We start from the raw sequence: 13,308 nt of genomic DNA, 5'->3' as shown, positions 1-13,308 counted from the left end.
GGAGGCGTGGATTTGCAATACCTGTCACGTGTCCTGATGCAACTCAAGCCCTTCATTCGTGATGGCGCGATCCGGCGTACCCGGCTCGAGCGAGTCCTCGGGACTTTACAGGTGTCGACTGACGTAGTTCGGCCGGAGATCGAACGACTCTTAGCCAAGGCTGGCTTCCGCGTCGTTGAGGACGCCCCCGAGCCAACCGATTCGAAATCTCCTGATGCCGCAGGCACCTTTATCGGTGCCGCGGACGCTGCAGGCGCCGTCGGCGGGTCCAACTCACCGTTCGAGGAAGCGCCGCAAGGTGAGCGCCGAGTGATCGCCACGCTAGAGGCTGAGACCGCCATCGCTGCTGCCGAGCGGCAGATTGCCGAAGATGGAAAGCATGCAAATCAGGCCAAGGTGCTACTGACGGCACAACAGGAGGTTGGGCTGTCGCTGCTGATCCGGGAACGGAAACAGCGGCCTCTCGAGCAAGGCGAGTTCGGCCGACTATCCGGGACTGCAAGGGAAGCGGCCGAGTGCCTCTTCCTTCACAACCAAGGGCTGATCCATTCGATCGCAAGGAAGTTCCCACAAAACGGGATGACGTACGACGATCTGTTTCAGTATGGATGCGTTGGCCTCATCCGGGCAGTCGAGATGTTCGACCCGGCGCAAGGGAACAAATTTTCGACGTATGCGACTTGGTGGATCCGCCAGAGCATTACACGCGGTGTCGCCAACGACGCGCGCCTGATTCGGCTGCCAGTACACATGGTCGAGAAACTCAGAAAGGTGTGGCTCAAACGGGAGCTGCTTACAGTCGACGGCCACCCACCGTCCGTCTACGAACTGGCTCGGGAGTGTGAATTCTCGGAGAAAGAGGTCATGGAGTGCTTGAAACTCGGACCGCCCGATTTGCCATCCCTTGATATGAAGATTGGCGACAGTGAGGCAACCCTGGCCGACATTCTCGATCTCGAAGATTCAGAGATGAGTCCGTACAGCCATGTCGAGCGAGCACTGCTAGAAGATTCTGTTCAAGTTGTTCTTGAGACGCTGAGCGAGCGTGAGGCCGGCGTCATCTCCAAGCGTTTCGGCTTCAACGGCGAAGACGAGATGACACTCGAAGAAATTGGAAAGGTGTATGGCGTGACGCGGGAAAGGATCCGCCAGATCGAGAAGAAAGCTATGGCCAAGTTGCAAGATGAGGGGCGGTTGTACTATCTGAAGTCAGTGGCAAACGGAATCTATTGGTTCCCAGGAAGTGCAGACCGTCGGACATCTGCGTCCGGTGGTAGTGCTCAGAAGGGGCGGGCGGTTGCGGGCACCTGACTGCCAAAGCGCCCAGAATTTGCGACAGCGTTCCTTGACTGTAGAACGGCCTTGGAGGAACGCACGACGATCCAAACCGTTTCGCGGCATGGGTCGGTCTGTAGGACGCTGTGTGATCAGGGTTGAAATTTCGCCGCTAGAACCTGCTGTGCGTGGCGCTCCTGTGGGCTCGCTGCGCGCATTGTGTCGGACGCGGCGTCGTCGATGCTGTCCGCGATGTCGCTGGGGGTACCGATGTTGACGATCGCCGCTGCGTAATTCCGGAGGGGCTTACATGGGTGGGTGCCGGGCGAGCAAGGATTACTCATGAAGCCAAGACTAGCGTCACCAGGGTTGGACTGAGCCTCACGTGCGGCAAGTTGTCGGTGATGTCATCTAATCTGGCTTGTGCACTTCGACACACGGAAAGCAGAGTGATCATGGCACGTTCAATATTCACCAGTTTTCACTACGACAGCGACGCTGCGCGCGTTCAGCAGGTGTTGAAGATCGGAGCAATCACCAACGACTCGCTGGTCACGGCACAGGAATGGGAGTCCGTGCAACGCCAAACAGATGCGGCGATTGAGAAGTGGATCCACGAACAGATGCTTCGTAAGAGTGCCGTTGTAGTATTGGTGGGACGAGAAACGGCGTCTAGCCGGTGGGTCGACTATGAAATACGGAAAGCATGGGACGACCGCCGACCTCTGGTCGGTATACGTATTCACGGGCTGAAGAACCTCGAGGGTGAGACTTCGACGCGTGGGTCAAACCCTTTCGCTAATGTCAAGTTGGCTAACAACGGCGGCACCCTCGACCGACACATCATCCTGCACGATCCGGCGGGGTCCGACAGTAAGGCCGTCTACAAAACGATCGCTGACAACATTGAAACATGGGTCGCTGGCGCGAAGAAGCGAAGCTGACGTGATTCTCAAGCCGGGTTGCGACTTCTGCGAAATAGTCGTTAAGGACGAGCCCGCTCGTGTGGTCTTCCGAACGAACGACGTTGTCGCCTTTTTCCCAACCAATCCAGCCACTCTGGGGCATACGCTAGTGATTCCAACCAGCCATTTCGCAGATATTTGGGAACTTGACGAGTCGAACGCGACGCGGTTGACTTCCGCAACGCTCAAAGTGGCACGCGCAATACGATCCGGTCTCAGCCCTGACGGGCTAAATATTATCCAGTCCAATGGCAGCGCCGCGACGCAATCCGTGTTCCATCTTCATGTGCATATCGTGCCACGCTGGGCAGACGACGCGATGGGTCGAATCTGGCCGACCGAGACGCACTGGTCCGAAGATGCGAAAAACGCCTGCCTTACTGTGGTTCGCACTAGCCTGACCAATCTCTCGTGAGTAGCTACGATATCCAGAACGAGCAAGACCGTGAGGATCGACGCAAACATCTTGAGTTGGTGTCAGCCGTCATCGGGCGTATGGCCAGCGCCTCCTCAACCGCAAAAGGCTGGTCGATCACAATCGCTGGCGCTGCTTTTGGGGTGGCAGTCGTGCGTGACAGTTGGTACCTCTTCCTCTTAGGCATTGTCGGCCTGATCGTCTTCTGCATTATCGACGGCTTATACCTGCACAACGAGAAACGGTTTCGCGACTTATACGATGCCATCGTCGAGGACAACTCGATCACCCCGTTGTCGATGGACACGAGCAACTTGACGTCACGGCCTAAGAACAAGTCGTATCTATCCTGGTCTGTATGCGGTTTTTACGGTCCCCTCATTTTTGCGGGAGTGGTACTAATTATTATCTCCCTTAGCAACGGTGGCAACGAAAATCAGGAGCCGGAATGGCCGTGCCCAGACGCTCGACAGCCCCATCATGTCGATCGAAATGGCGTCGGTGCATCCGACTCGAATTGGCACCCACCCGCCGATTCTGCTGGGGGATTACGACCGGCGGTTCTGTTTAGCTATTCTGACGGTGCGGTAACTGCGTTTCCCGCGACCATGCACGTCTGCGCCGACCGCCCGAATCGGACCGAACTCCAATGAGAAAGCAATCGTCGGCTTCACGGTCTGATCAGCAGAGCTGCACGTTTTGAAGATACTTCGAATGGCCAGCGACGATAGCGGAGACATTGTGGTCGTGAATCCGAGCGAATTCGGTACGGAAGCCGACGAATCCAACGGCCGATTGTCCAGCTTGGGCGGTCTTGTAGGCCCATTTGAGGACAGCGTCGTTCGATGAGTGGTAGTTGTGCACGGCGCCGGTGACTGCTTTGCTGAGCAGTCGCCAGTCACCCTTCGCCCCAATGGCGGCGCCTAGCAGGTGGACAGTGTCGATTCTCGGCTTGTTCTTTGACGTCGCAAGGGTTTCGGCCGCTGTGGCTGCAACGCGCGCACCCAGGCTGTGACCAATAAGCACATAGCTTTTCGCGTCGGTTCTCGCCAACAGTCCTGCTAGCGCCACACCCGTCCGGTCGGCCTTGACTCGTGCAGTGTGCCAGGGGTTCTTGGCAAGGGCCGCTGCCACTAGCGCAGGTGCCAACGGTCCGAGCTTCTTCGCGCCCGCCTTTCCCGCCTTCGCCGCCAGCCCCTTGACTCCGAGTACCGCTGCCGGCTGTCCACCCAGCGCCTTGACCATTGCAGCTAAGTCTCCAAGATCGTTGCTCCCCCAATGAACTCGATAGATCGGTGAATCCGGGTAGCGTCGCGTGATCAGCTTCTTCCAGTCCGCGCGTGTGTCCGACCCCTCGCTGAACAATCCGTTCGCGACGATCACGGGTATGCCGGACCCCGGCTTGATCAGTTCGATGTTAAACGACTTGTCTGCACCTATGTATGCAGTTGTCACGGAACTGCCCAGCGCACCGCCAAGGGCTCCACCGACGGCTGCGACGACTGCAGTGCCGCCGGCCATCCCTAGTCCACCCGCAGCGATCGAGCCGCCGCCGAGCAGAGCCAACCCGTAACTGGTCGCGGCTGCGCCCGTGTAGCCACCCCCTGCGATGCTCAGGCTACCGATTGCCCCGCCGATCGCGGGGGCCGCAAGAAAAGCGCCGGTCGCGAGGGCGCCCGCGGAAAGAACGGAGATCGCTGCTACTCGTGACCCTAGTGCGAGGTTGCGTCGCTCGAACTTGAGAAATTCGTGATAGTCCTCAAGCACCCCAAAGCTCGTCGACGCTTTTTCGAACCCGGGGATATCGTGCTTGTGCTCAGCGCAGTACCGGGGCACGAGCACGGCTGCGAAACCTCGCGTGGCCATGTTCGCGCACCCTGGACCTGCGCATCCCAGTGTCGGCGATCCGCACGATTCGCAGAGATATGCCGGGATCGTGCCGAATGCTTGCGTCAGCCGTCGATGGTCGCTTCGGGTGAAGCATGCTGAACACCATGATGTTTTCGACGTGGAACCCAGTTTGTCGATCAGTTCTGCGATGCCAGCTGCAGTTTTACGGTGTGCCCTCGCCTGCTCGCGATGACTGGTCCGCTCGGCGCCGTCTGTTAGCGTGCGGTCTAGATGATCGTGCTTGGCGAACGCCCATGCGTTGTGAACTAAGGCAATATTGGTGCCCAACGCGTCGTCACCGAGAACACGAGGCTCGAGGTCGCCGAGCGCACCGTTGCAGCGCATCGTCAACCCTTCCGGGCTGCGAACCTCACATTCGAATTCGGCCTGACCGAGTGAGCGAAATTCGACTTCAGCGGACTTTCCCACCAGTTGCCTTCCTGAATATCTTCGACCAGCTTCGGAGTAAATCTATCGCGTGCGATCGGCCCGCTACAGGTCGCTACCGGCGACGGTCTGACCTGGATCGGAACTGTGATCACGGTCGTGTAGTCGCCGATGGCCGAGTCGAACGACTGCAGATAGTCCTATGTCCAGAGAATGAAACCGACGCGCCCGAGCCCTCTTCTGCGTTAGGCCCGCAATCAAACGAAACATTCCGAGAATTTGCCTCACTGAGGTCGAACCACGCCCTCGGCGGCTCACAACACGCGCGATGCGATAGCATTCAACGCTCGACAGGGCGGATGGGCCCAATCGTGCGGACAACCTAGCGAATTTCGTACTGCAGCCGAACTGCCTGCCGTTCTTGGTCGCTCATTCGCCGATAGTTCCGCAGAGAAGTGAGGGGCAATGCTGTCGCCTCGGCCGCGAAGGCGGGAACGAATCGGCCCGCCTTGCGGTCTTCACGAACTCTTTGCTGCAGCGCTTTCCGTGATCGGCGCTGATGGCGCATGAAGTCCCGTTCCTCCCGAGCTGCCTCGTTGATGGCGGACAAGCGCGATCCCAACGACGGCGTTTCGTCCGCGGCGGGAAGGGGTTCGTGTGAATGGCCTGCATTCCATGACGTGGACGCGGGGTGGTTGTTCCGTCGCTTGACCCACCGCACAATCAGACCCACCCAGTATCCGGTCAGTCCGATCAACGTCATGCGAACGACCATGAGTGCGACGGTCGATGCGTCGATGCTGAACAATCCGGCGATGACGACGGATACGCCCCAAACCGCGAAGCCGTAGACGAACGTCGCCGCGAACCACGCCTGTGTTTGTACTTCTCTGCGGGCACGCCCGCGTGGCAGAGTACGAATCTGTCGCCGAAGGTGCGAGGCGAGCATTACTGCTCCGGTGATCAGCGCTGCCGCTACTGCAATACCGATGATCCACGCCAGGATGCTCATTACGAGCTCAACTGGGATGCCCGTAACCCAGCTGATCAAGGACGAGAACAGCACGAACACGATCAGCACGGCGAAGCCTGCCGTGCCCATCAGACCAAGAATCCCTCGGCCGAGCGACTTTGCCTCACGCGGCACGCCCAGCCGTACCGACCCGAACAATGGTCCGATACTTCCGCCCAGTCGCAGGCCCATGGTCCCGATCTCCGATCGCTAGTGCGGCCGGTTCGGTTCGACACCGGCGAGTGGTCGATATCCGGGCATTGGTCCGACGCTAGTGGACGGTTTGCCTGGACTCGTTCGAGGCCGCGCTCCGGCTTCGCGGATGCTGTACCGCTTGGCGGGTCCGTCGCGTTACACCCAAACGAGAACGTTCGGTCTGTGGGGATCCTCGGATGCCGCGCCTGGGTCAGTCGCCGGTCAGACTGACCCAGGCGACGGACGTAGAAGCCGTCCTGTCGGGCAGAGCTACGATCGTCGTGCACAGGCCGGTGCTACGTCGTTGGACGTGACCCGGTTGAAGAAGCTCGAAGAACCCGGTATTCAGCTCATGCAGCTGACCCGGGCTCTTTGCTTTCGGTAGTCTGTCTCATCGCAGAGTGCGCGTTGTTAATTGAAGCGGATCGGCCTGGCAGGTCTGACGGCCGCTGTTTCAGAACGGGTTCGAACTCATCACTTTGAAACGAGGTGGAGTCGAATGGCCACGGCGGTCCGTTTAGACGATGGGGAACCGTAGGGGACGCCGGTGGACCGGGAGCAGGTCGACGGAGGTCATCTTTTACTCATCACTTTGGGCCGGATGCGAGTGGATTCACCCGTACGCCGGTGGTCACTCGAATCGCCAGACTCCCTGCTGAGCCACACTGTGATGAACCTCGGTGGATACATCTGAATTGTTATCTCTTTTACAGCGGGTCCGGGGTTCGAGTCCCTGATGGCGCACCCAGAAACACCCCGTCACCAGCGCAAAGCTGGAGGCGGGGTGTTTTGGATTCTGCAGACTTCAGCCCTACTCATCACTTTGAGCTCGAAGTGATGAGTAGCAACAGCAGCAGCTGCTGGTCACACCTGGTTTTAGCCGTGTCGACGGTGAGAACCGGTCTCAGTTCGTTTAGCTTCACGCCCAGTTGGTAAGGGCCAGGAGGTCAGGGAGCGCTCTGGGCGGAATTTTGCGCAAGATGGGAAGCAGTCGGAAGTCGACCTCCGGACCGCCACGAGAGTGGGCTGCGGGGCGGGATTCCGCATGCGCGCCGCTATACGTGCCACTGACCCCGTCGTCGTCGAAATCTGACGACGCTTACACCGGCGGATGTTGTCGTCCAGATTCGTACCCACGCGCCCAAGTTCGAACAGGTCCGTACCCCATTGGGACCTCCGTCGCCCAGCCTCATGTCGGGCTCCTTCATCTCTCTCAACAGTTTCTCGAAGCGTTTCCGCGCGTGCTTGTGCATGACCTACCACGAACCCGACGAGTCGCATCGAGTTCGCACCGCGTGATGCCATCATGCGGTCCGACGGTGCCGCGCTGGTGGCGTCCGGGATTCCGGCCGGTGAGCGACTACGGTCGACATTTGGTTCCCACGGTGTCGGGTGAGAGCGATTCGATGGACAGTGTTGCTCGGCAACAATTCTCGGCGACATGTACACCAACTTCATCGAATCCTGTTTCAACGGAGACGATTTGAACTGCGACACCACCGCACTGTTCCCCGTGATCGGGTACGAGGAGGCCGCGGCTACCGCGCACCCGAGCTCAGGCCGGCGGCAGACCACTGAGCGACGCTGCTTCGGCTACCGCTTCACTCGACGGGGATGAGTTCGATCAATTCGTAGATCAGGCGAGGATGGCCGGTATCGAAGGTATCGATGGCAATGAGAGAAAGTATCGATTGTTCGACGGTCGCTCTCTTGCTTCACTCGAATGGCACACATACACAACGAAAGGGTCATTCGAATGCGAGTACTTCTGATCGGCGGAGCGTCGGGGATCACCCGGTCCATTGCGTCGTCTGTTCTCGACGGCGGCGGTGAGGTGGTCGTCGCCGGCCGACGCCGTGAGTCTCTCCACGCAGCAGTCGCTCTGTTGGGTCCGGGAGCGAGTGCGGTGGTGATGGATCTCGCGGACGAGTCCTCCATCGCGCAGGCAGTCTCGTCCGTGGGCTCGGTCGACCACGTCATCAACCTCGCTGCCGATCATGCGAACGGACCCATCGCCGATCTTGACGGCACCGCAGTCCGAAACGCATTCGACGCCAAAGTGATCGGACCGATTCTGCTGGCGAAGCACTTTTCGCCGCAGGTGCGAGAGGGGGGTTCGTTCCTGTTCTTCTCCGGTGTCGCTGCGTGGAGACCTGCGCCCGGCCAGTCGGTAATGGCGACGACGAACGGGGCGGTGGCGTTCCTGACCGAGGCGCTCGCAGTCGAACTTGCACCCGTCCGCGTCAATGCCCTGTCACCTGGGATCGTGAATTCGGGGGCCTGGGACTTTATGGGACCGGGGAAGGACAAACTGTTCGCGGACACGGCGCGCACCAACCCCGTACGCAGAGTCGGTCGACCGTCCGACATCGCGGCCGCTGCACTGTCGTTGCTGACGAACGCCTTCGTCACCGGCGTCACCCTGCACGTCGACGGGGGAGGGCGGTTGGCATGAAACTCCTCACGGCAATGGCTGCCCTAGTGGCCGTGACGCTGCCACTGGTGGCGTGTTCCGCCCGCGCGACGACCACCGACCGGCCTCTGGTGGATTCTGCGGTCGACCTGGTCGCGCCGGGGACGGTGAACGTCGGCGATGCACCGGTTACGGACCGAACCCGTGAGGTCGTCCGTATCGCGCAGACGCTGTACACGTTCTGGAATACCGGTGATACGGGATATCTCGACCGAGCGGTGGACCCCGGCTTCGTCGACAACACACTGCCGCCAGGACGCCCGCAAGGCCCAGCGGGACCCGTCGCGGCGTCGGACACGTTCCGCGCTGCGGTGCCCGACTTGACGTGCGAGCTCGTCGATCTGTACGTCACTGGTGACACCTTCACCGCACGGTTGATCTTCCGGGGTCATTTCACCGGCACGTACGACGGTCGCACCGGCACCGGACAACCGATCGAATTCGGTGCGATCGACATCCAGCACGTCGGTGATGCTCGCATCGACTCGGACTGGCACCTCGAAGACAACCTCACCTTCCTCCGACAAGCCGGACTCGTCGCGGTCGGCTGACCGAACCGAGCCGCCACCATCGCACACCATTACTTACGACAGGAGCTGACACACATGAACGTCGACCCGAGGATCAGAATGGCCGCAGGCATCGTCATGGTCGTGATCTCCTACGTCGTCGCCGTCACGAACTTCATCGACGGAGACATTCGGTCCGGCGTAATCCTCACGCTGATCGGCATCTTCTTCAGCACGATGCTCGTTCAGACGACAAGCCGCTACCTGAAGAGGGATTCAAGCTAGAGCCGTCGGACTGTCGCCGTAGAATACGCTCGACCGATGCCGACTCTGCGAGCCCTCGAATGCTTTGTCGCCGTGGTGGACGCCGGTTCTGTGACCGCCGGGGCAGTGAAGTTGAATCTCTCACAGCCTGCGCTGTCTCATCAGTTGGCGTCGTTGGAAACAGAAATCGGCACCCCGCTGCTGGAGCGTCTCCCGCGCGGGGTTCGGACGACCCCGACCGGCCGCGCATTGCTCGACGATGCGCGGGCCGCACTCTCAGCTGCCGACCGAATCGTCCGGATCGGACGAGCGTCGGCGGAGGGACGCGAAGGCCGGTTACGGCTAGGGTGCGCCGAAAGCATGACTGTCCCAGTCCTCGCGCCCACGCTACGAAAATGGACGAGAAAGTATCCGCACATCGGCCTGGACCTGACCGAGTTCGCCAGCGCGGATGCGATGGCGGACGCACTCTCGTACGGCGACATCGACCTCGCAGTCGGTCCGGCTTCGACGCAGTTCACCGGCGTCACCCACGTGATCGGGACGGAAGACATCGTCGCGGTGATTCCGGAGGGGCTCGATCTCGCCGACGAGCCTGCCATCTCGTGGACCGATCTCGCCGGAAGACCGATCGTGCACTACCACCCGTCGAACGGTCTACGCGGGTGGTTCGACTCCGTCGCGACAACCCACGGCGTCGAGCTCGATGCTGTCACCCATTCCCGGAACGCCACTACAGCAGCACAACTCGCCCACGCGGGGCTCGGAATCGCGCTCGTTCCGACCACCGCACTCCCCGCGCGGTTCGCCGGCATCGTCACCCCGATGCGGCCACCGCTGCAACGCGCGGTCGTCGCGATGGTCGGAACGCGCACGGACGCACTGACCCGCCGATTCGTCGACGACCTGCTGGCGCGGGGAATGGGAGCGCGGCGCAGCTGATCGGCGCCCGCCTATGGGGCCCGGCCGGCAGACCCCCAGCGCTGCACACCCCGATCGAGCACACAGACAGGGCACCGTCACGTCGACACAACGTGGGCTCAGCACCTCGACTGATGACGGCGAAAAAGACGTGCGGCTACCGGCTCATCACGACGTCCCCTCACATCGTCGACACCACTCGACGGTGCGGTGACTGTCGTTGTCGCAGCGGGGGCACCGCTCAGGAAGTTGCGCCGTACAAAACCAAGGTGTGGTCGATGCACTGCTCGATGAAAGCGCGGTCCAGAGTCTGGTCGATTACGAGCAGTCTGAAATACATCGGTGCGCAGAGTGTTTCGAGTACCGAACGGGGATCGGTGTTCGCGGGCAACTCTCCCCGTTCGACGGCTCTGATGATCACGTGGGAACTCTGTTCGAATCTCTCGGTCCAGAACCGGTTTCGTGCGGCGCTGACGTCCGGATCGGCGGACAGGGCGATGGTCGTTCCGATCAAACGCGTGATGCCCGGTCGTGAGATCAGCTGCGCTATCTGGTCGGCGACCACCATCAGGTCTTCGCGCAGGGTTCCCGTGTCCGGGACAGGATTATGGGTAGCTGCGAGATCCGTGACAGCGTCGGCGATCAACGCGGTTCGAGTACCCCACCGGCGATAGACGGTCGTCTCGGCGACGCCGGCGCGTGCGGCGATGTCGCCGATGGTCAATCCTTCGATACCGTGTTCGCGGGCTTGGTCCAGAGTTGCGGTGAGCACCGCCTCCCGCACACGTGCCGATCTGCCGCCGGTTCTCCTACGCACCTCGCCGTCACCCGCCGCGGATTCAGGGATGTCGTGTGTGGCCCGGTCCATGGGCTCTGTTTCTACGCTAGATGCCTGCCAGGATCCACTTACACCCTGTTCGGGGCGGTTGAGGGGAACCGTTCGACGAACCCGAGCACCTGCCCTCTTGCGGTAAAGGATCCTTAACGCAATAATTGCTGGCGTTAAGTCGCTCATCTTCGGTCGCCTACCACCGGAGTAGCTCGATCACGCGTCTGAGATGGGGAATGAAGATGAAAGAGTCGCTGGACATTCGGGCCACCATCGGGGCGAGAACGGTGTCTCGACAGCGTGTGCTCGAGTGGGAGTCCGCCCGCGCAACGAAAGTGCTCACCACATTCGCGGCCAAGCTGGGGGAGCGGGCGATGCGCGAGCTGTCGCCGAATCAGTCGGTCCAACAGCTCCTGTCGACCAACCTCGCCGAGCAACGGTCTGCATTGACGCGATTGAAATACGAACTCGGACATGCCGGGATCTACGCTGCGCTCCGACGCCAGATGGCAGTATCGGAGCGTCTCACGCGTATCGGTGTTGCCGCCAGTCGCGGCCGCACCCGACATGCCGTGACACGGCTGCAGGTCCCAGGTGTGGACGCTGAACGCTCCGTGGAGTGGTTCGACAACTTGACCGTCACGAATGCAGAAACCGACATGCTCGACGCGTGTCCCGATCACTACCTTCTGCGGGGGCTACCCGACGGGCGTCAGGAGGTCATCGAGACGACGGGCGGATCGCCTGCGGCAAGCCGCTTCTTGGTCGACTACACCCGAACGGCGTCGTTGACGATCGAGATCGATCACGACTATCCCATCCAGGTCGCGGGATCAGCTGTTCTCGATGACGGTCTGGTCATCGGCGGTGTGCGACATCAATTTCGCAATGTCAACGGAAACCTCGACGCTGTGCTGACGGTGCAGTTTCCCGGCACGACACCGGCAAGACTGATCGCAGAACATCAGCGGCATCTCGCCTGCGAATTCAGCAACTGGATCGAAGCGGCCCACCGGTCTGTAGCAACCTGAGACAATCCGGGTCTCGACTGGCGTGCTGTTTGCGCGGAGACCGGTCACACCCCGTTCCGTTCGAGCCGGAGGCGTGCGCCAGCGATTCGGTCGGCAGCCTCGCCTGGGGGAACACTGTCGGAGCGGGAGCGGTCGAGAATCGACAACACCGTGTCGTAGATCCTCTCTACGCGGTGGCGGACCCACTGCGCGTCGACACCGTCCTTTTCCCCCGCAACCTGGATGAGTCCGCCGGCGTTGGCAACGTAGTCGGGCACCCACAGCACACCCTTGCTGTGCAGATACTGGCCGACGTCCGCAGTCCGGAGTTGGTTGTTTGCTGCGCCGCACACGATAGATGCGGTCATCCTGTCGGTGGAAGCGACGGTGACGGTCGCACCCAGCGCGCAGGGGGCATACACGTCCAACTCGGCGTCGAGAACATCGTCGCAGACGACGATCGAAGGGAAGCGGGCTGCAACAGCGCGCACTGCCTCGACGTCGACGTCCGTCGCGATGACGTTCGCCCCTGCTCGCACCAGCAAGGCGATCAGCTCGGAGCCGACCTTTCCCACGCCTTCGACCCCGATCACACGATTCGTGAGATCGGGCGTGCCCCAGGTCGAGGTGGCCGCGGCACGCAAGGATTGGTAGACGCCGAGAGCAGTCATCGGACCACTGTTGCCGGAACCGCCCGCGGCCGCCGACCGTCCGACCACGTGGGCAGTCCGTTCTCCGATGACGTCGAGGTCGTCTGCGCCGGTGCCGACGTCGCCCGCCGAGATGTATCGGCCGCCGAGAGTGTCGATGAAGCGTCCGTACGACCGGAGCAAAGCCCGGGTCTTGATGTCCTGACGGCGCTCATCGAAATTCCCCACTAGTGCTCACTGAAATTCCCCACCCGTGTGGCATCGCCAACGAGGGCGGGTCTCCCACGATGCTGGTGGTCTCTGACCACCGACCAGCTATCCGAAGGAGACCCGCTCCTCATGCTTACATGGGAGGAAGATGTGGAAGTACACGCCCTGCACAAACGAGGCTGGACGATTTCGGCGATCGCCCGTCACACCGGCCGAGACCGTAAGACCATCCGGTCGTATCTGAACGGCACGACCACCCCGGGATCGCGCAAACGCAGCGCACCGGACCCCTTCGAAGTGTTC

14 protein-coding genes and 1 pseudogene are annotated in these 13,308 nt (G+C 61.0%); 10 read left to right on the top strand and 5 right to left on the bottom strand.

All coding sequences use genetic code 11. From position 1 onward, the window contains the following. Positions 1 to 6: 6 nt before the first annotated feature. A complete protein-coding gene (locus H292_RS27745) occupies positions 7 to 1,311 on the top strand; it encodes a sigma-70 family RNA polymerase sigma factor (protein WP_020113311.1) in 1,305 nt (434 codons plus the stop codon). A gap of 116 nt (positions 1,312 to 1,427) precedes the next feature. On the opposite strand, the gene H292_RS28260 is transcribed toward H292_RS27745, so the two are convergent. Further along, positions 1,428 to 1,619 carry a hypothetical protein gene (locus H292_RS28260; protein ID WP_143545117.1) on the bottom strand — a complete coding sequence of 64 codons (192 nt, stop codon included), beginning with the start codon at positions 1,617 to 1,619 and terminating at the stop codon, positions 1,428 to 1,430. A gap of 111 nt (positions 1,620 to 1,730) precedes the next feature. On the opposite strand from H292_RS28260, the gene H292_RS0125700 reads away from it, so the two are divergent. From H292_RS0125700 to H292_RS27535, 3 genes are read left to right on the top strand one after another with little or no spacing between them, the layout of a single operon-like run. After that, complete coding sequence (locus H292_RS0125700) at positions 1,731 to 2,219, top strand: TIR domain-containing protein (RefSeq protein WP_027499093.1); 489 nt, start codon at positions 1,731 to 1,733, stop codon at positions 2,217 to 2,219. Between the two features lies 1 nt (position 2,220). Beyond that, complete coding sequence (locus H292_RS27540) at positions 2,221 to 2,655, top strand: HIT family protein (protein ID WP_081631908.1); 435 nt, start codon at positions 2,221 to 2,223, stop codon at positions 2,653 to 2,655. Next, positions 2,652 to 3,308, top strand: a complete 657-nt coding sequence (locus H292_RS27535) for a hypothetical protein (protein WP_020113309.1) — start codon at positions 2,652 to 2,654, stop codon at positions 3,306 to 3,308. The genes H292_RS27540 and H292_RS27535 overlap by 4 nt, the downstream gene beginning before the upstream one ends. A gap of 28 nt (positions 3,309 to 3,336) precedes the next feature. Here the strand turns inward: H292_RS27535 and H292_RS0125690 are convergent, their stop codons facing one another. Beyond that, entirely contained in the window at positions 3,337 to 4,974 is a 1,638-nt protein-coding gene (locus H292_RS0125690; RefSeq protein WP_020113308.1) for a DUF726 domain-containing protein, read from the bottom strand. A gap of 340 nt (positions 4,975 to 5,314) precedes the next feature. Next, positions 5,315 to 6,136 carry a hypothetical protein gene (locus tag H292_RS0125685; RefSeq protein WP_020113307.1) on the bottom strand — a complete coding sequence of 274 codons (822 nt, stop codon included), beginning with the start codon at positions 6,134 to 6,136 and terminating at the stop codon, positions 5,315 to 5,317. Positions 6,137 to 7,895: 1,759 nt separating this feature from the next. Between H292_RS0125685 and H292_RS0125670 the strand changes: the two genes are divergently transcribed. The 4 genes from H292_RS0125670 to H292_RS0125655 are packed head-to-tail and all read left to right on the top strand — an operon-like array spanning position 7,896 to position 10,327. Further along, a complete protein-coding gene (locus H292_RS0125670) occupies positions 7,896 to 8,594 on the top strand; it encodes an SDR family oxidoreductase (protein WP_037189094.1) in 699 nt (232 codons plus the stop codon). Beyond that, positions 8,591 to 9,163, top strand: coding sequence for an ester cyclase (locus H292_RS0125665; protein ID WP_020113303.1), 573 nt, complete (start codon positions 8,591 to 8,593; stop codon positions 9,161 to 9,163). Before H292_RS0125670 ends, H292_RS0125665 begins: the two co-directional genes overlap by 4 nt. A gap of 54 nt (positions 9,164 to 9,217) precedes the next feature. Next, positions 9,218 to 9,406 (top strand): hypothetical protein, encoded by a 189-nt coding sequence (locus tag H292_RS0125660; RefSeq protein ID WP_020113302.1) that lies wholly within the window; start codon positions 9,218 to 9,220, stop codon positions 9,404 to 9,406. A gap of 36 nt (positions 9,407 to 9,442) precedes the next feature. Further along, positions 9,443 to 10,327 carry a LysR family transcriptional regulator gene (locus H292_RS0125655; RefSeq protein WP_020113301.1) on the top strand — a complete coding sequence of 295 codons (885 nt, stop codon included), beginning with the start codon at positions 9,443 to 9,445 and terminating at the stop codon, positions 10,325 to 10,327. A 220-nt stretch (positions 10,328 to 10,547) separates the two neighbouring features. On the opposite strand, the gene H292_RS0125650 is transcribed toward H292_RS0125655, so the two are convergent. Continuing rightward, complete coding sequence (locus H292_RS0125650) at positions 10,548 to 11,174, bottom strand: TetR/AcrR family transcriptional regulator (protein WP_037189082.1); 627 nt, start codon at positions 11,172 to 11,174, stop codon at positions 10,548 to 10,550. A 203-nt stretch (positions 11,175 to 11,377) separates the two neighbouring features. Here H292_RS0125650 and H292_RS0125645 point away from each other — a divergent pair, with 203 nt between their 5' ends. After that, positions 11,378 to 12,166 carry a hypothetical protein gene (locus H292_RS0125645; protein WP_143545118.1) on the top strand — a complete coding sequence of 263 codons (789 nt, stop codon included), beginning with the start codon at positions 11,378 to 11,380 and terminating at the stop codon, positions 12,164 to 12,166. Positions 12,167 to 12,210: 44 nt separating this feature from the next. On the opposite strand, the gene H292_RS27530 is transcribed toward H292_RS0125645, so the two are convergent. Continuing rightward, the gene (locus H292_RS27530) at positions 12,211 to 13,023 is read right to left on the bottom strand and encodes a Glu/Leu/Phe/Val dehydrogenase family protein (protein ID WP_155949837.1); all 813 of its coding nucleotides are present in this window, start codon (positions 13,021 to 13,023) and stop codon (positions 12,211 to 12,213) included. A gap of 111 nt (positions 13,024 to 13,134) precedes the next feature. Between H292_RS27530 and H292_RS27525 the strand changes: the two are divergent. Beyond that, positions 13,135 to 13,308: pseudogene (locus H292_RS27525) on the top strand (helix-turn-helix domain-containing protein); the annotation flags it as partial.

This window comes from Rhodococcus sp. 114MFTsu3.1, assembly GCF_000383555.1.
GTDB lineage: Bacteria > Actinomycetota > Actinomycetes > Mycobacteriales > Mycobacteriaceae > Rhodococcoides > Rhodococcoides fascians_E.
Note: the sequence above shows the minus strand (reverse complement) of the source record. Positions and strands in the feature narration are given on the sequence as shown.

What these genes read in the sequence shown, in the direction of transcription:
- H292_RS28260 (WP_143545117.1), bottom strand. Translation starts at nt 1,619, where the DNA reads ATGAGTAATCCTTGCTCGCCCGGCACCCACCCATGTAAGCCCCTCCGG.
- H292_RS0125700 (WP_027499093.1), top strand. Translation starts at nt 1,731, where the DNA reads ATGGCACGTTCAATATTCACCAGTTTTCACTACGACAGCGACGCTGCG.
- H292_RS0125685 (WP_020113307.1), bottom strand. Translation starts at nt 6,136, where the DNA reads ATGGGCCTGCGACTGGGCGGAAGTATCGGACCATTGTTCGGGTCGGTA.
- H292_RS0125670 (WP_037189094.1), top strand. Translation starts at nt 7,896, where the DNA reads ATGCGAGTACTTCTGATCGGCGGAGCGTCGGGGATCACCCGGTCCATT.
- H292_RS0125665 (WP_020113303.1), top strand. Translation starts at nt 8,591, where the DNA reads ATGAAACTCCTCACGGCAATGGCTGCCCTAGTGGCCGTGACGCTGCCA.
- H292_RS0125660 (WP_020113302.1), top strand. Translation starts at nt 9,218, where the DNA reads ATGAACGTCGACCCGAGGATCAGAATGGCCGCAGGCATCGTCATGGTC.
- H292_RS0125655 (WP_020113301.1), top strand. Translation starts at nt 9,443, where the DNA reads ATGCCGACTCTGCGAGCCCTCGAATGCTTTGTCGCCGTGGTGGACGCC.
- H292_RS0125650 (WP_037189082.1), bottom strand. Translation starts at nt 11,174, where the DNA reads ATGGACCGGGCCACACACGACATCCCTGAATCCGCGGCGGGTGACGGC.
- H292_RS0125645 (WP_143545118.1), top strand. Translation starts at nt 11,378, where the DNA reads ATGAAAGAGTCGCTGGACATTCGGGCCACCATCGGGGCGAGAACGGTG.